Raw genomic sequence first — 21,346 nt, 5'->3', positions numbered from 1 at the left:
GAGTGGAGAGGGGACCCATGGTTGCGGAAGTGAAGCGCCTGTACGCGCGCATTCAGAGCCTCATTGTTCGGGTGCAGCGCCTGCGCGTGGCACGCGTGTTCGTGCACTACTCGGAGAAGAACGGCCCGATTCTCGCGGCCGGGCTGAGCCTCACCGCCCTGTACAGCGTGTTCGCCGGCCTGTACGTGGGATTCACCATCTTCGGCCTCTACATCGAGGCGGACCCGCAGTTGCGGGATGCGGTGGTGAACACCGTTTCGACGTCAGTGCCCGGACTCATCGACACCGGGGACGGCACCGGTGGGGCCATCAACATCAACGACCTCTTCACCTCCAGCACCCTCACCTGGAGCGGAGTCATCGCCCTCGTGGCCCTCCTCTTCACCACCCTCGGCTGGTTCGGCGCCGCCCGGGCCTCGGTGCGCACGGTGTTCGACCTGCCGCCGGACAAGACCTTCTTTCTGCTGCTGAAGCTCCGGGACCTGGGCCTCGTGGTCGGATTCGGCGCCGTCACCGTGCTGTCGGCGGCGATCTCGGTGTTCAGCACGAGTGCGCTCAGCTTTCTGCTCGACCTCATCGGAATCGACGGGCAGTCCGCCTTTGCGGACGCGGTGGCCCGCGTGATCGGTCTGACGGTGGTGCTCGTGATCGACACCGCGGTGCTCGCCACCCTGTTCAGGGTGCTTGCCGGCCAGCGGTTGCCCGCGCGGAGGCTGCTCAGCGGGTCGGTGCTCGGGGCGCTCGCCCTCGGCATCCTCAAGGTGCTCGGGGCCACCATCATCGGCGGCGCCGGGCGCAATCCGCTGCTCGCCTCCTTCGCCGTGATCCTCGGGCTGCTGATCTGGTTCGGCCTCGTCTGCCAGGTTCTTCTCATCTCCGCCACCTGGATCGCCGTCGACATGGCGGACCACGGCGAAGACGCCTCGACGTTCTCCAGACGGGGCGGGGTGCGGGTGCCGCCGCGCCCGCTCCGCGCCCGCCGGGCCCGGGCTGTCGGTCGCGCTCGCTAAACTTTCGGATATGCCTACCCCCCTGAGAATCGCCACGGTCAACGTCAACGGGGTGCGAGCGGCCTACCGCAAGGGCATGGGCGACTGGCTCGACGGCCGCGGCGTCGACATCCTCGCCCTGCAGGAGGTGCGCGCCGCCACCGAAGACCTCGAGGGTCTCCTCGGGCCGGAGTGGAACATCCTGCACGACGCGGCCACCGCCAAGGGTCGCGCCGGAGTGGCGCTGGCCAGCCGCGGCTCGGCCGAGATCCACCGCGTGGACCTCGGGGACGAGAAGTTCGACAGCGCCGGTCGCTGGCTCGAGGCGGACTACCGGGTCGGAGACGCCGTCGTCACCGTGGTGAGCACCTACGTGCACTCCGGCGACGCCGATACCCCGGCGAAGATGATCGAGAAGTACAAGTTCCTCGACGCGATGTCCCGCCGTCTTCCCGAGCTCTCGGCGCACACGCCGTACGCCGTCGTGGTCGGGGACCTCAATGTCGGTCACCGCGAACTGGACATCAAGAACTGGCGGGGCAACCGCAAGAGCGCCGGATTCCTGCTCAAGGAGCGGGCCTACTTCGACAAGTTCTTCGGACCGGCCGGCAAGAACGTGGCCTGCGTCGACGGCAAGACCCGTCGCGGGCTCGGCTGGGTGGATGTCGGCCGCACGTGGGCGGGCGAGGTCGACGGCCCGTACACCTGGTGGTCCCAGCGCGGGCAGGCCTTCGACACCGACACCGGCTGGCGACTGGACTATCAGATGGCCTCCCCCGCGCTCGCGGCGACCGTCACCGACTACTCGGTGGATCGGGCGTCGGCGTGGGACACCCGATGGTCGGACCACGCTCCGGTTGTCGTCGACTATCTCGTGTAGTTTTTCGCCAAGCTACTCGGGGGTCGCGGCGAACGGTTGTGCCGGCTCCGCCCATAGAGGCCCGCCACGCCCCCGCCGCCACAACCGTTCGCCGCGACTTCCGTGCTGCGACTTTGCGACTTCGTCGCTCGTCGGATCCTTCGGCCACTACGGCTTCATCGGGAGCACCTCGTTTCGCGCGTTGCTCCCTCAAACTGAAAGACTGGACCCATGAGTTCTAAGCCCCGCCTGTTCTCCGGCATGCAGCCGTCCGCCGAGTCGCTCCACATCGGCAACTACATCGGCGCGCTGCTGCAGTGGAAGGAACTCCAGAACACCCACGACGCGATCTTCAGCATCGTCGACCTGCACGCGATCACCGTCGCCCAGGACCCGGCCGCCCTGCGCGAGAACACCCGGCGCACCGCGGCGCAGTACATCGCCGCGGGAATCGACCCCGAGGTGTCCACCCTCTTCGTGCAGTCGCACGTGGCCGCGCATCCGCAGCTCGCCTGGATCCTCAACACGATCACCGGCTTCGGCGAGGCCAGCCGCATGACGCAGTTCAAGGACAAGGCCGCGAAGCAGGGGACGGATGCCGCCTCGGTCGGGCTGTTCGCCTACCCCACGCTCATGGCCGCCGACATCCTGCTCTACAACGCCGTCGCCGTGCCGGTCGGCGACGACCAGAAGCAGCACGTGGAGCTCACCCGCGACCTCGCCAACCGTTTCAACACGCGCTTCGGGCCCACCTTCGCGATGCCGGAGCCGCTCATCCTCAAGCAGACCGCGCGCATCTACGACCTACAGAACCCGACGTCCAAGATGAGCAAGTCGGCCGAGTCCCCCGTTGGAGTGGTGTGGCTGCTCGACGAGCCGTCGGTCACCGCGAAGAAGATCAAGTCCGCCGTGACGGATGCCGGTCGCGAGGTCGTCTACGACGTCGCCGAGAAGCCGGGGGTCTCGAACCTGCTGACCGTGTTCTCCGTGCTGTCCGGGCGTCCGATCGAGTCGCTCGAGTCGGAGTACGCCGGTCGCGGCTACGGCGACTTCAAGAAGGACCTCGCCGACGTGGTGGTCGAGACCTTCGCCCCGATCCGCACCCGTGCCCTCGAGCTCCTGGCCGATCCCGCCGAGCTCGACCGGGTGCTGGCCGGCAACGCCGACCGGGCGGCGGAGATCGCCGACGCCACCCTCGCGACGGTGTACGACCGCGTCGGGCTGCTGCCGAGGCGGTGACGGTGCTCACCCCGGTGATCCAATCCGAACGGCTGGTGCTCGACTCCGTGCTGCCGAGCGATGCCGCCGCGGTCTTCGAGTACTGCCAGGACGCCGACCTGCAACGCTTCGTGCCGGTGCCGGCTCCGTACCTCCTCAGCGATGCCGAGGGCTACGTCACTGACTACGCCGGTGCCGCCGCGGCGTCCGACACGGACATCCTCTGGGCGATTCGAGTGGATGGCCTCTTCGCCGGCGTGATCGAGCTGCGGCTCGAACCGGTGCACTCGGCCACCGTCGGCTTCTGGCTCGGCACGCCGTGGCGGGGGCAGGGCATCATGTCCGAGGCGCTGCAGACCGTGTCGGAGTACGGCTTCGAGCCCGACGGACTCGGACTCGAGCGTCTGCACTGGGAGTCCGTGGTGGACAACATAGGGTCGGCCATCGTGGCCTGGCGGGCCGGATTCCACTTCGAGGGCACCATGCGGGGATCCCTCGTGCATCGCGGGGAACGGCTGGACTCCTGGCAGGCGAGCCTCCTGCGCGGCGACTCGCGGATCCCGGTGGACGGCTGGCCTCTGTGACGCTTCCCCCCGTGGTGCTCTTCGACCTCGACGACACGCTCTTCGCCCACCGGCGGGCCGTCGGACTCGGGGTGACGGCGCACCGCCGGGCGATCGGCACTCCTCTCGCCGAGGCCGACGACGACGCCGAACTCGCGCGCTGGCACGACCTCGAGGAGCACCACTACGCGCGCTACCTCGCCGGAGAGCTCGACTTTCTCGAACAGCGCAGGCATCGGGCGCGCGATTTCGTCGAGCCGTACGGCCTCGATCTCGCGAGCGACCACGAGGCCGACCAGTGGTTCGACGACTACCTCGTGCAGTACCAGCTCGCCTGGACGCTGCACGACGACGCGCTTCCCTGCCTCGACGAACTCGATTCGCGGGGCGTCCGCATCGGCATCATCACCAACGGCGACCTGCGCTTCCAGCTGGCGAAGCTCGACCGGATGGGGCTCACGCTCCGGCTCGAACACGTGATCGCCTCCGGCGAGCTCGGGTACGCGAAGCCCGATCCGAGGATCTTCGAGCACGCCTGCGCGTTGTTCGGGGTCCAGCCGTCCGACGCCGCGTATGTCGGGGATCGGCTGGAGACGGATGCGATAGGCGCGGCCTCCGCCGGCCTCGCCGGGGTGTGGATCGACCGCCTGGGGGTGGCCACGGCGGAGGAGCTGGGCGCGGCAGCGGCATCCGGGGTGCGGGTCATCTCGAGTCTCGACGAATTGCACCGCTGACGGCCCTCGCCTCCGCCCTCCGGAGCGGAACCTGTGCGCGCTCGTCCCGCTGGGGCTGACCCTTCGTCGTCCTCCCCCGGTTTCATAACTCCTGCAATTTAGTGCCCGACGGGTCCACAAGGCTGGATTTCGAGGCTCACGCACGGAGTCTGCAGGAGTTATGCACGGTACGGGAGTTGGATTCTGCGTCGCGTCCGGGCTGCCGGACGCAAGCCAGGGATCCAACACTCTCCGTCGCGGGCAGCATCCCGCGCACACAACTCTTCAACGACGGACCGAAGTGGCGAAAACCGGGCATCGGCAGCCGAGCGAGCTGCCCCGAGGGTGACGAGAAACCTAGAGGAGCACCACGCGATGGTGGTTCCACGCCGCGAGCAGATTGAGCACGGCGTCGCGCACGTCAATTGGTGTGAACATTGTTCGGTGGTAGACCGGGCGCAGGCTCATGTAGCCCTGACGGGCGAGTTCCAGATCCCTGTCCCGGTCCCTGACGTGTAGCTCCCAACCATCATGAGCCAGCCGGCTGTCGGCTTCCAGGGCGAGAATCCCCTCGACAATAAGGTCTACCCGCCCCACCCGAGGAACGACCACCTGAAGTTCGCATTGCAGCCCTACGGAATGCATGATCAATCGCAGCACGCTCTCCTGACCGGCCTCGCTTCGTCCGTCGACCTGTCCGCGTAGCGTTTGACAGCGAAGCGGGGCGTTCGCGAATATCTCGGCTAAGTCGGCTTCGTCGATCAAGCGCTCATTCAGCGCATTGTCCAGCGACGCGATCGCGTGCCAGGGATGTTGACAGCGTAGGGACTGGGCGAGCGCATCGTTGAGGCCGATTGCAACCTCGCTTCCGCCCTCTGGTTCGAGAAGCGGACTCCAATGAAGTTCAACCCCATCCCGGTTCTGGTGGGTGAGAGTGGCGAATCGATTGCGCGGCGATCGCAGCCGCGAGGCATCCCGCCCGAGGTGAAGGTGCGCGAACGTGGTGTCGAACGCGAATACGCCGTAGTGGCTCAACGCCGAAACGCAGCCGAGCCGCCCGCCGATTCGGATGGCCTCCTGGATCGGCCGCGCGGTGTCCGGGAGCGCATAGCGATCTCGACGAATCCGCACCAGCCGTCTCGAGTTCACCGCCACCGTCAGATCGTGCCCGGTTGCTCCCGCGCCCATCAGCTCGTGTCGACTCGCCACCGTGAGACCAAGAAGGTCGAAAACCTGCTGCCACTCCATCTACGGCATTCTTGTCCGGACTGCGGACCGACAAGCCACCGAAATGCAATCTGTGGATGACGGCCGGGCTAATGAACGCGCTGCGCCCGTTGCGCCCGCCAGTCTCCCGTTCACAACTCCTGCAGTGCGTGTGCGCCAACGGTCACCGCGCCCGGAAACACGGGGGCAGAGAGTGCCAACGCCAAGAATTGCAGGAGTTATGACATATAGGCGTGGGAATGTCGAGAGCATGAAGTGCTCGCCCGCTAGTCATGCCCGTTGAGCACGTGGCAACGTGCCCAAGTTCACAACTCCTGCAATCGTCGCGGCGGCGATCGCGGTGCCCCGGAATCACACGGGCAGAGGGCGATCGCGCCACAAATTGCAGGAGTTATGCACGGGGCGGGAGGGGGTTGCGGGGCGGGAGCACGCGGGGCGGGAGGGGGTTGCGGGGCGGGAGCACGAGGGGCGGGGCGGGAGCACGCAGGGCGGGAGCACGAGGCGCGGCGGGGTGGAGCGGGATGGCCGAGCCGGACGGGAGCCGGGACGCCGGCGCCCGGCTCGGCGCACCGACCTAGTTGACGAGGGAGGAGTTGGGCGCGAGCTCGATGCCGTGCAGCGTCGACAGGGTGCGCCGAACGTGGGCCACCTCGGCGAGCCGCTCGTCCGCATCCCAGCCGAGCCGGGCGCCGACGACGGCCGCGAGCTCGTCCACAATCTGCGCGGTGACCGTGCCGAGGAACGCGATGTCGGTGCGTCGCAACAGCACGTCGTCGAGGTGCACTACGGACTCGTGGTCCACGAGGTAGTCGATCTCGGCCGTCGAGTACAGCGGGGTGCTGTCGAGGGTGCGGTCGTCCGAGCTCGAGATGGCCTCGATGACCTCGGCGGCACGCGTGCCGTAGCGCTCGAGCAGCTGCAGCACGCGCTCGCGCGGGAGGCCCGCGGCGTTGTCTGCGACCCAGGCGTCGCGGGCGGCATCCGTGGTCGGGAATCCCTTGCCGCCGCCGATCGCGAGCGAGGTTGTGGATGCCGAGCGTCGCTGGCCGAGGATCTCGAGCACCTCGTTGGTCAGGTGTTCGCCGAGGGCGCGGAACGTCGTCCACTTGCCGCCGACGAGACTCAGCAGCGCAGAGCCGCCGAGCGTCGACTTCTCGATGCGGTAGTCCCGCGACACGAAGCCGGGCGTCTCGTCGTCGTGGCGGGGAAGGGGACGGATGCCCGCGAAGCTGAAGACGATCTGCGAGCGGTCGACGGCGATGTCCGGGAACACGTGCGAGACGAGCTTGAAGAAGTAGTCGACGTCGTCCTCGGTGGTGAACATGGGGTCGCGGGGGTCCGCATCCGTGTCGGTGGTGCCGACGAGCACCCGGCCCTTGATCGGGTAGATGAGCACGATGCGGCCGTCCTCGTTCTCGAAGAAGAGCTCGCGGCCCTGGGTCGCCTCGAACAACTGCGGGTTGTCGAGCACGATGTGCGATCCCTTGGTGCTGCCCATGAACGTGGTCGGCTGCCCAAGGGCCTCGTTGGTGAGGTCGGTCCACGGCCCGGAGGTGTTGACCACGACGTCGGCCGTGAGAACGAATTCCTCGCCGCTCAGCCGGTCGCGCACGAGCACCCCGCCGTCGACGGCGCCCACCGCCTCCACGTAGTTGGCGCTGCGGGCGCTGTCCCCCGCCGCGTTGCCGTCGAGCACCACGTCGAGGCCGAGGCGCTCGGGGTTGACCATGGCGGCGTCGTAATAGGTGGCGGTGTACTTGAGGTTCTTGTTGAGCCCGGGCAGGGCTGCGAGGGACTTCGCCCGGCCGAGGAACTGGTGGCGGGGCACGCTGCCGCCGTCACGGGAGAAGGCGTCGTAGAGCACGAGGCCCACCTTGATCAACAGGGCGCCGCGCTCCTTGGGCGTGCCCTGCTTATGGGTGAGGAAGCGCAGCGGGGCGGAGGCGATGCCCGAGAACATGGAGAAGATCGGGATGGTGGTGCGCAGCGGCTTCACGTAGTGGGCGGCGGTCTTGAGCAGCCGGTTGCGCTCCTGCACGCCCTCGCGCACGAGCCGGAACTCGCCGTTCTCGAGGTAGCGGATGCCGCCGTGGATCATGTGGGACGAGGCGGCCGACGCGCCGGAGATGTAGTCCCCGCGCTCGATCAGGGTCACGTCCACGCCCTGCAGCGCGAGCTCCCTGAACGTGGCGACTCCGTTGATGCCTCCGCCGATCACGAGAACCTGCGACCGGGGATGCGCGGCGAGCGCGGCGACATCGCGGCGGGCCGGACGGCTGGCGTTTGGGACGTTTTCACTCATGGCTTCTTCGCTTTCTGCAGTGGGACGCTTCTGCTCTTTACCCATGGTGCAGTGGCGTGCAAGACTGTTCAAGCCAAATGAACGGATGTGCAGATGACGCAGGATGCCGGGCCTTCGCCCGCGAGGACCACCGACCGGGTGGCGGACGCCCTCCGCGCTGCCCACCTCTACTACATCCAGGACCTCACGATGGAGGCCATCGCCGGCGAGCTGCACATCTCGCGCTCCTCGGTGTCCCGCCTGATCAGTTTCGCCCGGGAATCCGGGCTTGTGGAGATCCGCATCCACTCCCCGCTCGACCAGGTGTCCCAGCTGCAGAACCAGCTGCACGATCGATTCGGCCTCACCGCCCACATCGTGCCGACGAGCGATGCGGCAACGGAGGTGGACCGGCTCGAGCGGGTGGCCCTCACGGCTGCACGGATTCTCACCGACTTCGTCGACTCCACCATGACCCTCGGGGTGGCCTGGGGCTCGACCATCGCCTCCGTCAGCCGGCACCTCACGCGCAAGCCCGTGCGTAACGTGCAGGTGGTGCAGCTCAATGGCGCGGGCAACGCGCACACCACAGGACTGGTCTACGCGAGCGAGATCATCGGCCGCTTCGGCGCGGCCTTCGGGGCGATGGTGCAGCAGTTTCCCGTGCCGGCCTTCTTCGACGACCCGGCCACCAAGGAGGCGCTCTGGCGCGAGCGCAGCACCGCTCGCGTGCTCGCCGTGCAGAAGCGGATGGACATCGCGCTGTTCGGCATCGGCTCGCCGAACGCGGACGTGCCGAGCCATGTCTACGCCGGAGGCTACCTCGATCGGGAGGACTACGACGCGCTCTCCCGCTCCGGGGTGGTGGGCGACATCGCCACTGTGTTCTTCCGCGGCGACGGGAGCTTCGACGACATCCCGCTCAACGCCCGCTCGAGCGGGCCGGGCCTGGACTCGCTCCGGGCCACGCCTCGACGCATCGGCGTGGTCTCCGGCCAGGCCAAGCTGCCGGCCATCCGCGGGGCCGTGGCCACCGGCGTGATCACCGACCTGGTGATCGACGAGGTCACCGCCGCCCAGCTCGCCGACATGGCCTGACCGGCCGCCCCGGGCCGACACATTCCGTAGCCCGCCCGGCGGGAATACTGCGCGCCCGGACAGGTTGACTAGACTCGTAACAGTAAGAACGTGCTCCGGGGTCGGTGAAAGTCCGAACCGGCGGTGATAGTCCGCGACCCGCGGTTTCTGGCCTGTGTAAGAGCAGGCGGGAGGCAGCGGTTGATTCGGTGAAACTCCGAGACCGACGGTAATGAGATCGCGAGATCTCTCAGTCCGGATGGAAGGAAGCACGCGCACGGGTTCGAGCCGTCTGTGGGCGGACCGGTGCGGGTCGATGCGTCGACCGCAAATCCCGGGGCCCGTCTCAACGCCACACCAGTGGCAGGGACAGAGGACCGGATGACCGAGGCAGCGATCGAGCAGGCCATGCGCCACGCCGTGTCGCTGTCCGCGCACGGACCGGCCTTCGGCGTGAACCCCCGGGTGGGCTGCGCGATCTACTCCGGCACCGCCGATGGTTCGCTCGGCGAGTTGATCGCCGAGGGCTGGCACCGCGGTGCCGGCACCCCGCACGCGGAGGTCGACGCGCTCTCCAAGCTCTCGGCAGAGCAGTCTCGAGGCGCGACCGCCGTGGTCACGCTCGAACCCTGCAACCATTTCGGCCACACGGGGCCCTGCAGCGAGGCCCTCATCGCGGCGGGGATCGGCCGGGTCGTCTACGCGGTCTCCGACCCCGGGCAGCACTCGGGCGGAGGCGCCGAGCGGCTGCGCCAGGCCGGCGTCACGGTGGAGGCCGGCATCCTCGTGGACGAGGTGGAGGAGGCGATGCGCGTCTGGCTCACCGCCGAGCGCCTGCGCCGTCCATTCGTCACGCTGAAGTGGGCCTCCAGCCTCGACGGCCGATCGGCCGCCGCCGACGGCACCAGCCAGTGGATCACCGGCACCGCTGCCCGCCAGCGGGTGCACGAGCAGCGCGAGCGCTCGGACGCGATCCTGGTCGGCACCGGCACGGTTCTCGCCGACGACCCCTCCCTCACCGCCCGCGGCGACGCCGGCGAGCTGATGCCCCACCAGCCGATCCCGGTCGTGGTGGGAGAGAGGGCGATTCCCGCCGACGCCAGGGTGCTCCGCCATCCGCAACCCGCGATCGTGACCGCGAGCCGCGACCTGCCCGGCATTCTCGCCGACCTCTTCGACCGCGGCATCCGCCATGCCTTCGTCGAGGGCGGCCCCACCCTCGCGAGCGCCTTCGTCGCATCCGGTCTGGTGGACGAGTACCTCGTCTACCTCGCGCCCGTGCTCCTCGGCGGGGACCGGCTCGCGACCGGCGACATCGGGGTCGCCACGATCGGCGAGGCCCGCCGTCTGCGCATCGACTCGGTAGAACGGCTCGGCGACGACCTGCTCGTTGTGGCCCGCCCCGTGACCTCGGCACATCCCCCCACCGGAAAGAAGAAGTGACCATGTTCACTGGAATCATCGAAGAGCTCGGCGAGGTCGTCGACTGGACCCGAACCGGGGATGCGGCGCGCCTCACCGTGCGCGGCCCGCTCGCGGTATCCGACGCCGGCCACGGAGACTCCATCTCGGTGAGCGGGGTCTGCCTCACCGTGGTCGACAAGGGCGACGACTGGTTCACCGCCGATGTGATGTCCGAGACGATCGCCATGAGCACCCTCGCGACGGTGGCCGCCGGTGCCCGGGTCAACCTCGAGCGGGCGGCCAGACTGGGCGACCGGCTCGGCGGCCACATCGTGCAGGGCCACATCGACGGCACCAGCGAACTGCTGGCCATCACCGAGGGCAGCGCCTGGCGGGTGCTGCGCTTCAGCCTCCACCCCGAGCTCGCCGCTCTCGTCGCGCGCAAGGGCTCGATCGCCATCGACGGCGTCTCGCTCACGGTGAGCGACGTCGGCGACGACTGGTTCGAGGTCTCGCTGATCCCGGAGACTCTCACCGCGACGACCCTCGGACTCAAGTCCGTCGGCGACTCCGTCAACATCGAAACCGACATCCTGGCCCGCCAGGTCGAGCGCATGCTCGACGTCACCACCAGCCTCACCAACCGAAGGAGCGGGTCATGAGCCTCGCCACAATCCCCCAGGCCCTCGACGCGTTGCGCGCCGGTCGGCCGGTCATCGTCGTGGACAACGAGAGCCGCGAGAACGAGGGAGACGTCGTGATCGCGGCGGAGCTCGCCAGCCAGGAGTGGATCGCCTGGATGGTGCGCGTCTCGTCCGGCTTCATCTGCGCGCCGATGACCAACGAGATCGCCGACCGCCTCGAGCTGCCGATGATGGTGGTGAACAACGAGGACCCGCGCGGCACCAACTACACGGTGTCGGTGGATGCCGCGGACCGCCTCAGCACCGGCATCAGCGCCGCCGACCGCGCCCACACCCTGCGCGTTCTCGCCAGCCTCGAGTCCACCCCGGCGAGCCTGCACCGGCCCGGCCACATCCTTCCCCTGCGCGCGGTCGACGGCGGCGTGCGTGAGCGAGACGGCCACACCGAGGCATCGGTGGACCTGCTCAAGCTCGCGGGCCTGATGCCCGTCGCGGCGATCTCCGAGATCGTGGCCGACGACGGCGAGATGATGCGCCTGCCGGGGCTCATCCAGCTCGGCGAGCGCGAGGGCGTGCTGGTCGTCACCATCGAGGCTCTCATCGCCCACCTCCAGGAGACGCACTGCGACACGAAGGTGCCCACGGCGGTGCCGATTCCCGAGACGTCGCGGGTGATCTTCGAGGTGGAGACCACCATCCCCACGGCCCAGGGCGAGTTCCGCTTTCGCGCCTACCGCGATCGCATGACCGGGGCCGACCACCTCGCGATCATCGCCGGCAACCCCACGAACGGCACGCTCATCCGGGTGCACTCCGAGTGCCTCACCGGCGAGGTGTTCGGGTCGCTCAAGTGCGAGTGCGGACCCCAGCTGGACTCGGCCCTCGAGCAGATCCAGTCGGAGGGCGGAGTGGTCATCTACATGCGCGGGCACGAGGGCCGCGGCATCGGGCTCATCAACAAGCTCAAGGCCTACCGCCTGCAGGAGGAGGGCCTCGACACCCTCGACGCCAACATCGCCCTGGGCTTCCCGGCAGACGGCCGCGACTACAGCGCGGCGGTGGCGATTCTCGAGGACCTCGGCATCTCCGAGGTGCGCGCGATCACCAACAACCCCGAGAAGCTGCGCCAGTTGCGCGAGCGCGGCATCACCGTGACCGAGCAGGTGCCGCTGGTCGTGGGAGTCGGCAGCTTCAACGAGCAATACCTCGAGGCCAAGCGCGACCGCATGGGCCACATCCTCCCCAACAACACCGAACTCGAGGGCGCGGCGCGAGCCCACAAGCGTCTTCTCGAAACCCCGAAAGGACACATCGCATGAGCGGCGACGGAGCACCAGAGATCAGCACAGACGGCACGGGACTCAAGGTCACGATCGTGGCCGGCCGGTGGCACGAGGTGATCACCGACGGCCTGCTCGCGGGAGCCAGGCGCGTGCTCGCGGCCTCCGGGGCCGAGGTGACCGAGGTGCGGGTGCCCGGCAGCTTCGAGCTGCCGGTGGTGAGCAAGGCGGCCCTCGACAACGGAGCGGATGCCGTGGTCGCCCTCGGCGTGATCATCCGGGGCGGAACACCGCACTTCGAGTACGTGTCTGACGCCGCCACGAGCGGCCTCACCCAGGTGACCGTGCTCACCGGCAAGCCGGTCGGCTTCGGTGTGCTCACCCTCGACGACGAGCAGCAGGGTCTCGACCGGGCCGGCCTCGAGGGGTCGAAGGAAGACAAGGGGGCCGAAGCCGCGGAGGCCGCCCTCGCGACGGCCGCCCTCATCCGCGACCTGAGAGGCTGATCGCTCGGTAGAGTGGCTCCGTGCTCAATCAATTCAAGCTGGCGATCGTCGTGGCCCTCGTGATCGCGATCGCCGCCGCGGTGGGCTTCGTGTACGTCGTCTTCGTGAACCCCAGCGCCATCGAGAGCATCGGGCGCGCGACCCTTGTCGGCACGATCCTTTAAGCTCGGCGACCCGCCCCGCACCGTCGTCTGGATCTCCGCGGTCCTCGCGGTGGGGCTCGCGGTGTTCTTCGCGGTGCAGCTGTTCTCGCGGCCCGTGTCCCTCGCGCCGATCGAGAAGATCGAGTTCAGCCAATATCAGGCCGTGCCGAACTTCTCCGACACCGTTCACGTCGTCTCCGACGAGAAGCGGATCGACGAGTTCCGGGCGCTCGTGCGACAGTACTCGATCGATGTGCGCAACTTCGACGACTCTCTCAACGACGACTGCACCGGTGGTTTGGCCACCAGCATCACCCTGCACTTCACGGATTCCACCTCCCACAAGCTGCAGATCTACGACTGCGGCAAGCCGGTGGCCGGCGGCACCTTCGTCTCGGATGCGACGGCACTCTTCGTCGGCTGGCGTGCCGCCGACAGCGCGCCCTGAGCACCGGCGCGGGGGTCAGGCGTTCCGCTAGAGTCCGGCGGCGGGGATCCCGCTCGTGCGCTGCCGACCTCCAGTTTCCGGCGGCGGGGAAAACGCGTCGCGGCGGGGGACACGCCTCCCTCCTCGGCGCGATTTGCCCGCCGTGACGGGCGGCATCCCCCGCCGTGACGCGAATTCTCCCGCCGGGCGCGACGGGAGGGAGGACGGATGCCGGATCCGCGGCCGATCAACCCCCGCCGCGAGGCATCAACTCCCGCCGGCACTCCCCCCGGCACCGCCGCCCTGCTCCGAGTACCGGCAGCAGTCGAGACCCTGGCCGCGGCACGCCCCCTGAACTGGAGGTTCCGCCCGGCTGCTGCGCACTGTACTCTGACGGCACTCGCTTTACCCGATGGGGCTTCGGCGGGCGGTCTTCGGGGGCTTCGGCACAACCACTCACGACTCCGTCCGCGCGCATCGCCAACAGAGCCTAGGAGCAGTTGCGTGACCGCACCGACCACCCTTCCCGCTGCCTTCACGCCCTTCGCCGAGCCGAAGCGGCTGGTCCCCGGCCGCTGGATCGCCCTCTTCGCCACGGCCTGGCTCGGCATCTGGATGGCGCAGCTCACCCCGATCCAGCTCCTGCTCCCCCAGCAGATCAGCGACCTTCTCGGCAAGACCGGCTGGACCCAGAGCGTGGTGGCCTTCGGCATCATCTCCGGAATCGCCGGGGCGTGCGCCCTCGTCACGTACCCGCTCACCGGTGCCCTCTCCGACCGAACGACCTCCCGGCTGGGGCGACGCAGGCCCTGGATCATCGCCGGCACAATCGTGTTCGCCGTCTCGCTTCTGATCCTCGGGCTGCAGTTGACCCTCGTCGGCGTCGGCGTCTTCTGGTCGCTGGCCCTCGTGGACTTCTGCATGGTGACCGCGGCGATCACCGCGACCATCTCCGACCAGGTTCCGGTCAACCAGCGCGGGTTCGTCTCCGGCTGGGTCTCCGCACCCCAGGCCATCGGCACCGTGCTCGGCCTCGCCCTCGTGCTGGCGCTGAGCCTCAGCCTGCTGGTGGGCTACGCGGTCGTGGCCGCGGTGCTGGTGCTGCTCGTGATCCCGTTCGTGCTCCTCGTGCCAGACGAGGTGCTGCCGCGGGTACTCCGCGCCCCGTTCACGGTGGCGAGCCTGGTCAAGGGCTTCTGGATCAGCCCCGTGCGGTTTCCGGACTTCGGCTGGACGCTGCTCAGCCGCATCCTGGTGAACCTCGGCAACGCGCTCGGCACCACCCTGCTGCTCTACTTCCTCATGTTCGGGCTCGGCCGCCGCGACACCGCCCAGGTCGACCTACTCGTGCTCACCCTGATCTACCTGGTGTTCTTCACGGCCTCGGCACTCGGGTTCGGAAAGCTCAGCGACCGGATCGGCCAGCGCAAGGTCTTCGTCTACATCGCCGCCTACCTCCAGGCCTTCGCCGCGATGCTGCTCGCCCTCGTGCCGGCGCTGCCGGTGGCGATGGCGGCGGCCGGCCTGCTGGGCCTCGGCTACGGATGCTTCATGGCGGTGGACCAGGCCCTCGCCACCCAGGTACTGCCGGACTCGCACACCCGCGGAAAGGACCTCGGCATCATGAACATCGCCACCGCGGTGCCGCAGGCGGTCGCCCCACTGCTCGGGGCGTTCATCGTCGCGTCGCTCGGCGGGTTCCAGGCGCTCTTCATTTCGGCGGCCATCGCGGCTACCGTGGGCGGCCTCGCGATCCTGCCGATCAGGAGCGTGCGCTAGCCGGTGCGCCGCACGGGAGTATGGTCGAGACGGCCGCCACGAGCGGCATCTCTCCCTCGCGTCGTGTCGATGCCCCGTCGCCCACCCCGCGAGACGGTGTCCGCGGCCGAGGCTCGTCACCCAGCACCAACGGAGCACTCCCCCATGTCATCACCCCTCACGAGCGCCGTCTCGTCGAGCACACCGGCCAACCCGCGCTCGCGCGTGATCCTGGCCAGCCTCATCGGCACCTCGATCGAGTTCTACGACTTCTACGTCTACGCGACGGCCGCCGTGCTCGTCTTTCCCACCCTCTTCTTTCCGAGCGAGAGCGCGATCGCCTCGCAGCTCTCCTCGTTCGCCGTGTTCGGCGCGGCGTTCGTCGCCCGCCCGATCGGCTCGATCCTGTTCGGACACTTCGGCGACCGGATCGGCCGCAAGGGCACCCTCGTCGCCTCGCTCATCACCATGGGCGTCGCCACCTTCATCATCGGGATCCTGCCCACCGCCCTCACCCCCGGCTGGGCAGTGCTCGCGCCGTTGCTGCTCGTGATCATGCGCTTCGCCCAGGGCATCGGGCTGGGCGGTGAGTGGAGCGGTGCCGCGCTGCTCGCCACCGAGAACGCCCCGGCCGGAAAGCGCGCCATCTACGGCACGTTCCCGCAGCTGGGCGCCCCCATCGGCTTCATCATCGCCAACGCGCTCTTCCTCATCCTCTCCCTCACGATCGCCCCGGCTTCCTTCCTCGCCTGGGGCTGGCGGGTGCCCTTCCTCGCGAGCGCCGTGCTGGTGATCATCGGGCTGTACGTGCGACTCAAGCTCGTCGAGACGCCCGCGTTCGCGCGGGTCGTCGAGAGCGGCGCCGTGGCGAAGCTGCCGCTCGCGCGCGTGTTCCACACCAGCTGGCGCCCGCTCGTGCTCGGCACGTTCATCATGCTCGCCACCTACGTGCTGTTCTACCTGATGACGGCGTTCACCCTCACCTTCGGAACGACGCCGTCCAACGCGAAGGATGCCGCGGCGGCGGCCAGCGCCGCCGGCAAGCCCTTCAACCCAGACGCCTTCGTTGCCGGGCTCGGCTACTCGCGCAACTCGTTCCTGGTGATGCTCATCGTCGGCTGCGTGTTCTTCGGCATCTTCACCCTCGTGGCCGGCCCGCTCGCGGAGCGGTTCGGGCGGCGCAAGACGCTGTTGGCGACGACCGTCGGCATCATCGTGTTCGGCTTCCTGTTCGTGCCGCTCTTCGGCGCCGGACCGGTCGGAGTCAACGCGCTGCTGATCATCGGCTTCACCCTCATGGGCCTCACCTTCGGGCCGATGGGCGCCGTGCTTCCCGAGCTCTTCCCCACAAACGTGCGGTACACGGGCAGCGCGATCAGCTACAACCTGGCGAGCATCCTCGGTGCTGCGCTCGCCCCGATCATCGCGGTCACGCTCTGGCAGGCCGCCGGGGGCAGCACCTGGCTCGTCGGCATCTACCTGAGCGGCTCGGCGGTCATCACCCTCGTCGCGCTGCTGATCAGCAAGGAGACGCGGGACATCGACTACGAGGCGAACGTCAGCTAGGCCCTCCGGTACCACTCGGCGAGGCGCCCGAGGCCCTCGTCGAGGCTGACGGCGGGCGCCCAGCGCAGGTCGGCGCGGGTGCGGCGCTGGTCGAACCAGTGAGCGGTCGAGAGCTGTTCGGCCAGGAACCGGGTCATCGGCGGCTCGTCCCGGCCGGGCAGCACCCGCCAGACCGCCTCGACGAGCGAGCCCACCCTTCGCGCGACGGCGGCGGGCACGTGCCAGTCGGGGGTGGCGACCCCCGCCGCGGAGCAGATCCCGGCCATCAGCTCGGCGACCGGCCGCGGCTCGCCGTTGGTGATCACATAGGCGTTGCCGTGCACCCGGTCAGCCTGCTCGAGCGCCGCCGCGATACCGGAGGCGGCGTTGTCGATGTAGGTGGAGTCGATCAGCGCGGCCCCGCTGCCGAGCACCGGCAGCCTGCCGCGCCTGGCCCGGTCGACGATGCGAGCCACCAGTTGCGTGTCGCCCGGCCCCCAGACGAGGTGCGGACGCACCGCCACGACGCTGAGGGTCGGCGAGTCCGCCCCCAGGGCGAGCAACTCGGCTAGCGCCTTGGTGCGGGCGTAGTCCCCCCTCGCGTGCCCGGGATCCGCCGGGCGGGCGTCGTCCCCCACGATGGAGGCGCCGGTGTGTGCCACCGACGGCGACGACACGTAGACGAGCCGCGGCATCCCGACACGCACCGCCTCGGCGAGGATGCGGCGGGTGCCTCCCACGTTCACCGCGTCGAATTCCGCCGGGTCCCCCGCGAGCGACACCCTGGCCGCGAGGTGCACGACGGCGTCCATCGCATCGACGGCTCGGGCGACATCGGTGTCGTCGGTCACCGAGCCGAGGATGTCCTCGGCGCCGGACACCCGCGACGGCGACCGCTGGAGGGTGCGGACTCGATGGCCGGCCGCCTGGAGCTCGGCGGCGACGGCCCGTCCGAGCAGCCCGCTCGCGCCGGTGACCAGAACCCTCATGCGAGTCCCGGTTCGCTCACGGTCGGGTCATCCTCGCCCCGGACAGGATGCCGCCCGCCCAGACCGCGAGACGGGAGCGGTCGATCTTGGAGTTGTGGCGCACATCGGTGGGAAGCCGCGGCACGACGAGAATTGCGGCGAGCGGCAGCGGAGCGGCAGCGCGCACCTCCGCCGCGAGTTCGGGCGTCGCCAGCGACACCCGCCGCGAGGGCGGAGAGGTCTCGACCACCGCGACGACCTGCTGCGTGCCGCGGGGGCCGACGCCCACGACCGCGACGCGCCCGACGCCGCCGTGAGACTCGATCGCCTGCTCGACGCCGACCGGAGTGACCACACCGGAGGCGGCGACGATCACGTGCGGCAGCCGGCCCTCCACCCAGAGGCGGCCCTGCGAGTCGAGGTGCCCGACGTCGCCGGTGCGGTGCCAGCGCTCCCCGCCGGTCGCGCCGCGGCGGGAGGCGATGTCGGTGATCCAGAGCCGGTCGTAGCCGTGCTCCACGTGCGGTGCGGACACGACGATCTCGCCGGTCACCCCGGCCTCGTCGGTGAGTTCGCCGGTGGCCGCCCCGGAGTCGTCGAGGGCGCTGATGCGCACCCGCGTGGTCGCGGTCGGCCGGCCGACGCAGACCCCGCCCGGGTCCCCGCCCTCGCCCGAGGCGGCGCGCACCTCGTCGAGGCTGATGTCGGTCATCAGGAGGCCCTCAGTCATGCCGTATGGGGTGTGCGCCGTGGCGTTCGGCATGATCGCCGCGGCCTCGGTGAGCAGCCGTTCGGAGACCGGCGCCCCGGCGGAGAGGAACGTGGTCACGGCCTCGAGCGCGGCGCGGTGCCGCGGGGTGAGGGACGCCGCGGTGGCCACGACGTTGGCGACGGCCGCCGGGGACAGGAACACGACGGAGGCCCGCACGGCGTCCGCGGCATCCGCCACGGCCGCCGCGGTGAGCGTTCGCGGCGAGGTGACCTTCATGTCGGGGGTGACCGAGCGCGCGCCCAGGGCCGGACCCAGCAGCGCGAACGGCGCGAAGCCGGCGACGAGCCCGGTGCCGACGGAGATGCCGTACTGGGCGGAGAGGGCATCGCGCACGGCCTCGAGTTGGGCGTGCGTGTAGACGACCCCCTTGGCCGGCCCGGTCGACCCTGAGGTGAACAGCACGGCGGCGGTGTCTGATGGCTCGGGGGGCGGGGGCAGCAACTCGTCGTCGCCGAGAAGGGCGAGGTCGGCGACGCAGAGGGACACGCCGAGGGCGCGGGCCACGGGCGAGCGCAGCCGCGTGGTGGAGATCCGCTGGCCGGGCCAGCCGAGGGCGCGCGCGGCGGTGAGGCCGGGCAGCGCGCCGATCACGTGGTCCGGCCACGCCCCGCGCACGGCGCGGGTGAGGCCGCGCAGGCCGAGCCCGGCGTCGGCGACCACGACGATCGCGCCGATGCGCAGACAGGCATAGAGCACGGCCGTGAGGTCGGCGCCGGGCGGCACGAGCAGCGACACCCGGTCGCCCCGCTGCACCCCGATGCGATCGAGGCCCGAGGCGATCTGCCGAACCCTGCGGGAGAGCAGGCTCCAGCTGACCACGCGCGGCGCGGCGCCGGTCGGCGGAGCCATCTCCACGAGCGCGGTCTCCTGGCTCTCGGCGAGTTCGTCGAGGGTCGCCCAGAGCCGACGGGACGGGCGGGTCGCCCGCTCCACGAACCCGTCCCGGCTCGGCGTCTCGGGCGACGTCGAGTCGGCAAGCCAGGCGAGCACGGCGGCCGGATAGTCCACGTCCTCGGCGATGAGGTGCCCGGCGCCCTCGAAGCGGTGGACGTCGGCCTGCGGCATCCGCTCGATCAGGTCGTTGAGGTAGCGGTCGCTGAAGATCGGGTCGGCCGGCCCCCAGAGCAGGAGTGCCGGCACGCCGAGGTGACGCACGCCCTCGGCGATCCTGTCCAGCTCGGGCGCGCTCTCGTGCGCCGAGTCCACGGGGATGTCGGCGACGAAGCCGCCGATTCCGCCACGGCGGGACGCTCCGCGGTACGGTGCCCGGTATCCGCGTTTCACCTCGGCGGAGAGCCGCGGGTGGGCGAGGGCGAGCGTCGTCTCGAGGAACCCGGGAGTCGTGACGGTCGCCGCGCCGAGCACCGACCGGCCGAGGGCGAGCCGCAGCGGCGCCGGGATCGGGTACTCCTCCGGCTGGTGGATCGCGGTGTTGAGCAGCATCACCCGGGAGAGGAGGGCCGGATGATCGACCGCCCAACCGAGGGAGACCACACCGCCCCAGTCGTGGCCCAGGGTGACGACCGGGCCGGCCAGGTCGAGCGCGCGCGTCAGGTCGCCGAGGTCGTTGACGCGGGTGGCGAGGGTGCGGATGCTGCCGGTGCGCTCGGAGAAGCCCATCTCGAGCTGGTCGACGGCGATCACCCGCCAAGCCTCCCCGCCGGCCTCGGCCGCCTCCGTCGCGGCGGAGACCAGGCCGCGCCAGAGGTACGACCAGGTGGGGTTGCCGTGCACGCAGAGGATGGTGCCGACGGGGGTCGCCCCGAGTTCGGCGAGGCGAGAGGCGTTGTCGAGCACGTGCCAGACTCGCGTCTGGCCGGTCGCGGTCTCCACGGCGTCCACGAGTCGGGAGAACGACGGGTCGAGGCCGGCGAGGCCGGCCGGGGGCAGGGTCGCCGGGGCCGTGGTCGTTGCCGCGCGCGGCAGCCGCCTGGTCACCAGGCGAGCTCCATCATTGCGGTGTTGAGGCCGGATCCGACCCCCATGATGAGCACGCGATTGCCCTTCTTCAGGGACGGCGCCTCCTGGGCGAGGGTGATCGGAATCGAGGCCGGCCCCACGTTTCCGAGCGTCGGGTAGGTGCGCGGAACACGGGATCCATCGATCCCCGCCGCCTTGATGATCGCGTTGATGTGCACATCGGAGACCTGGTGCATGATGTAGCGGTCCATGGAGCCCCAGCTCCAGTCCCGCTTGGCCTCCCGCCAGGCCGACACGACGAGGTCCATGCCGCCCTTGAGCAGGGCCTTCGCGTCGGTGAACATGCCGTCGACGCTCCCCACGCAGAGATCGTTGAACTGGGTGGCCGCGCGCGTGACCCCGCCGAGGATGCGGTGGCCGTTCGGGTGCGCGTCCGCCGGGCCGAGCACGGCCGCCGCCGCGCCGGAACCGAGGTGAGGCTCGCGAACTCGCTCATGAAGTCCTTGCGGCCGATCGTGCCGTTGCTCAGACGCTCGATGGTGTTGGTCTGGATCTCGTCCGCATCCTCACCGTCGATGATCACGGCGTACTTGATCTGGCCCGAATCGATGAGTTGGGCGGCCAACGTCATCCCGTTGACGAAGCCGAGGCAGGCGTTGGCGATGTCGAAGTTGATGGCCGACGAAGGCAGGCCGAGACCGTGGTGGATGCGCACCGCCACCGACGGCTCGAGGTGTTTGCGCGTCACCGAGGTGTTGATGAGCAGGCCGACCTCGCTCGGGTCGATCCCCGCCTCGGAGAGCGCCCGCTTGCCGGCCGAGACCGCGGCGTCGTCGAAGGTCTGCCCGGCGTCCCAGTTTCGGCGCTCGTACACCCCGGCCACTCGCTGGAGCAGCCCGTCGGGGAGGCGGAGGCGCTTGAGCACCGGCTGAAGCCGTCGATCGATCTCCTCCGAGGTCGTCACGCGGGAAGCCAGAGTCGTGGCGACCGAGAGCAGGGCGACGTTTCGATGTGTCGTCGTTGCGTTTCCGTCCAACGGAGCTTCCTATCAA

The 21,346-nt window shown here is 69.7% G+C and carries 18 protein-coding genes and 1 pseudogene; 14 read left to right on the top strand and 5 right to left on the bottom strand.

From position 1 onward, the window contains the following. Window positions 1-17: 17 nt before the first annotated feature. The 5 genes from ACHZD8_RS07990 (at window position 18) to ACHZD8_RS07970 (ending at window position 4,363) form a co-directional block, all read left to right on the top strand. Window positions 18-1,010: a YihY/virulence factor BrkB family protein gene (locus ACHZD8_RS07990; protein WP_394769686.1), complete on the top strand. Its 993-nt coding sequence runs from the start codon at window positions 18-20 to the stop codon at window positions 1,008-1,010. A gap of 10 nt (window positions 1,011-1,020) precedes the next feature. Next, a complete protein-coding gene (locus ACHZD8_RS07985) occupies window positions 1,021-1,869 on the top strand; it encodes an exodeoxyribonuclease III (RefSeq protein ID WP_394769685.1) in 849 nt (282 codons plus the stop codon). Window positions 1,870-2,079: 210 nt separating this feature from the next. Further along, window positions 2,080-3,087: a tryptophan--tRNA ligase gene (gene trpS, locus ACHZD8_RS07980; protein WP_394769684.1), complete on the top strand. Its 1,008-nt coding sequence runs from the start codon at window positions 2,080-2,082 to the stop codon at window positions 3,085-3,087. After that, the gene (locus ACHZD8_RS07975; protein ID WP_394769683.1) at window positions 3,084-3,650 is read left to right on the top strand and encodes a GNAT family N-acetyltransferase; all 567 of its coding nucleotides are present in this window, start codon (window positions 3,084-3,086) and stop codon (window positions 3,648-3,650) included. The genes trpS and ACHZD8_RS07975 overlap by 4 nt, the downstream gene beginning before the upstream one ends. After that, entirely contained in the window at window positions 3,647-4,363 is a 717-nt protein-coding gene (locus tag ACHZD8_RS07970) for an HAD family hydrolase (protein ID WP_394769682.1), read from the top strand. The genes ACHZD8_RS07975 and ACHZD8_RS07970 overlap by 4 nt, the downstream gene beginning before the upstream one ends. 336 nt (window positions 4,364-4,699) lie before the next feature. On the opposite strand, the gene ACHZD8_RS07965 is transcribed toward ACHZD8_RS07970, so the two are convergent. Both ACHZD8_RS07965 and ACHZD8_RS07960 read right to left on the bottom strand, forming a co-directional pair. Further along, window positions 4,700-5,590 carry a hypothetical protein gene (locus ACHZD8_RS07965; protein ID WP_394769680.1) on the bottom strand — a complete coding sequence of 297 codons (891 nt, stop codon included), beginning with the start codon at window positions 5,588-5,590 and terminating at the stop codon, window positions 4,700-4,702. 553 nt (window positions 5,591-6,143) lie between these two features. Beyond that, on the bottom strand, window positions 6,144-7,871 hold the full coding sequence (locus ACHZD8_RS07960) for an FAD-dependent oxidoreductase (RefSeq protein WP_394769679.1): 1,728 nt from the start codon (window positions 7,869-7,871) through the stop codon (window positions 6,144-6,146). Between the two features lie 93 nt (window positions 7,872-7,964). On the opposite strand from ACHZD8_RS07960, the gene ACHZD8_RS07955 reads away from it, so the two are divergent. The 9 genes from ACHZD8_RS07955 (at window position 7,965) to ACHZD8_RS07915 (ending at window position 16,655) form a co-directional block, all read left to right on the top strand. Beyond that, complete coding sequence (locus ACHZD8_RS07955) at window positions 7,965-8,948, top strand: sugar-binding transcriptional regulator (protein WP_394769678.1); 984 nt, start codon at window positions 7,965-7,967, stop codon at window positions 8,946-8,948. Between the two features lie 360 nt (window positions 8,949-9,308). Next, window positions 9,309-10,370 carry a bifunctional diaminohydroxyphosphoribosylaminopyrimidine deaminase/5-amino-6-(5-phosphoribosylamino)uracil reductase RibD gene (gene ribD, locus ACHZD8_RS07950; protein WP_394769677.1) on the top strand — a complete coding sequence of 354 codons (1,062 nt, stop codon included), beginning with the start codon at window positions 9,309-9,311 and terminating at the stop codon, window positions 10,368-10,370. 2 nt (window positions 10,371-10,372) lie between these two features. Then, window positions 10,373-10,993, top strand: coding sequence for a riboflavin synthase (locus ACHZD8_RS07945; RefSeq protein WP_394769676.1), 621 nt, complete (start codon window positions 10,373-10,375; stop codon window positions 10,991-10,993). After that, window positions 10,990-12,294, top strand: a complete 1,305-nt coding sequence (ribA, locus tag ACHZD8_RS07940) for a GTP cyclohydrolase II (protein ID WP_394769674.1) — start codon at window positions 10,990-10,992, stop codon at window positions 12,292-12,294. Before ACHZD8_RS07945 ends, ribA begins: the two co-directional genes overlap by 4 nt. Continuing rightward, window positions 12,291-12,761: a 6,7-dimethyl-8-ribityllumazine synthase gene (gene ribH, locus ACHZD8_RS07935; protein ID WP_147785014.1), complete on the top strand. Its 471-nt coding sequence runs from the start codon at window positions 12,291-12,293 to the stop codon at window positions 12,759-12,761. Before ribA ends, ribH begins: the two co-directional genes overlap by 4 nt. Before the next feature lie 20 nt (window positions 12,762-12,781). Continuing rightward, a complete protein-coding gene (locus ACHZD8_RS07930) occupies window positions 12,782-12,925 on the top strand; it encodes a hypothetical protein (RefSeq protein ID WP_394769673.1) in 144 nt (47 codons plus the stop codon). After that, on the top strand, window positions 12,906-13,352 hold the full coding sequence (locus tag ACHZD8_RS07925; protein ID WP_394769671.1) for a hypothetical protein: 447 nt from the start codon (window positions 12,906-12,908) through the stop codon (window positions 13,350-13,352). The genes ACHZD8_RS07930 and ACHZD8_RS07925 overlap by 20 nt, the downstream gene beginning before the upstream one ends. 483 nt (window positions 13,353-13,835) lie before the next feature. Then, window positions 13,836-15,110 carry an MFS transporter gene (locus ACHZD8_RS07920; RefSeq protein ID WP_394769670.1) on the top strand — a complete coding sequence of 425 codons (1,275 nt, stop codon included), beginning with the start codon at window positions 13,836-13,838 and terminating at the stop codon, window positions 15,108-15,110. A 144-nt stretch (window positions 15,111-15,254) separates the two neighbouring features. Then, window positions 15,255-16,655: an MFS transporter gene (locus ACHZD8_RS07915; protein ID WP_394769669.1), complete on the top strand. Its 1,401-nt coding sequence runs from the start codon at window positions 15,255-15,257 to the stop codon at window positions 16,653-16,655. Here the strand turns inward: ACHZD8_RS07915 and ACHZD8_RS07910 are convergent. From ACHZD8_RS07910 to ACHZD8_RS07900, 3 genes and pseudogenes are all read right to left on the bottom strand, one after another. Continuing rightward, complete coding sequence (locus ACHZD8_RS07910; RefSeq protein ID WP_394769668.1) at window positions 16,652-17,623, bottom strand: NAD-dependent epimerase/dehydratase family protein; 972 nt, start codon at window positions 17,621-17,623, stop codon at window positions 16,652-16,654. The two genes, ACHZD8_RS07915 and ACHZD8_RS07910, sit on opposite strands and share 4 nt — an antisense overlap. Window positions 17,624-17,639: 16 nt before the next feature. Continuing rightward, the gene (locus ACHZD8_RS07905) at window positions 17,640-20,312 is read right to left on the bottom strand and encodes an alpha/beta fold hydrolase (RefSeq protein WP_394769667.1); all 2,673 of its coding nucleotides are present in this window, start codon (window positions 20,310-20,312) and stop codon (window positions 17,640-17,642) included. Beyond that, a pseudogene (locus ACHZD8_RS07900) lies at window positions 20,309-21,330 on the bottom strand (3-oxoacyl-ACP synthase III). Before ACHZD8_RS07900 ends, ACHZD8_RS07905 begins: the two are co-directional and overlap by 4 nt. Window positions 21,331-21,346 lie beyond the last annotated feature (16 nt).

It is taken from the genome of Lacisediminihabitans sp. (assembly GCF_043726815.1).
In the GTDB taxonomy this organism is placed as follows: Bacteria; Actinomycetota; Actinomycetes; order Actinomycetales; family Microbacteriaceae; genus Lacisediminihabitans.
Note: the sequence above shows the minus strand (reverse complement) of the source record. Positions and strands in the feature narration are given on the sequence as shown.

Coding starts and splice junctions, on each gene's coding strand:
- ACHZD8_RS07990 (WP_394769686.1), top strand. CDS start 18: ATGGTTGCGGAAGTGAAGCGCCTGTACGCGCGCATTCAGAGCCTCATT.
- ACHZD8_RS07985 (WP_394769685.1), top strand. CDS start 1,021: ATGCCTACCCCCCTGAGAATCGCCACGGTCAACGTCAACGGGGTGCGA.
- trpS (WP_394769684.1), top strand. CDS start 2,080: ATGAGTTCTAAGCCCCGCCTGTTCTCCGGCATGCAGCCGTCCGCCGAG.
- ACHZD8_RS07965 (WP_394769680.1), bottom strand. CDS start 5,590: ATGGAGTGGCAGCAGGTTTTCGACCTTCTTGGTCTCACGGTGGCGAGT.
- ACHZD8_RS07960 (WP_394769679.1), bottom strand. CDS start 7,871: ATGAGTGAAAACGTCCCAAACGCCAGCCGTCCGGCCCGCCGCGATGTC.
- ACHZD8_RS07955 (WP_394769678.1), top strand. CDS start 7,965: ATGACGCAGGATGCCGGGCCTTCGCCCGCGAGGACCACCGACCGGGTG.
- ribD (WP_394769677.1), top strand. CDS start 9,309: ATGACCGAGGCAGCGATCGAGCAGGCCATGCGCCACGCCGTGTCGCTG.
- ACHZD8_RS07945 (WP_394769676.1), top strand. CDS start 10,373: ATGTTCACTGGAATCATCGAAGAGCTCGGCGAGGTCGTCGACTGGACC.
- ribA (WP_394769674.1), top strand. CDS start 10,990: ATGAGCCTCGCCACAATCCCCCAGGCCCTCGACGCGTTGCGCGCCGGT.
- ribH (WP_147785014.1), top strand. CDS start 12,291: ATGAGCGGCGACGGAGCACCAGAGATCAGCACAGACGGCACGGGACTC.
- ACHZD8_RS07915 (WP_394769669.1), top strand. CDS start 15,255: ATGTCATCACCCCTCACGAGCGCCGTCTCGTCGAGCACACCGGCCAAC.
- ACHZD8_RS07910 (WP_394769668.1), bottom strand. CDS start 17,623: ATGAGGGTTCTGGTCACCGGCGCGAGCGGGCTGCTCGGACGGGCCGTC.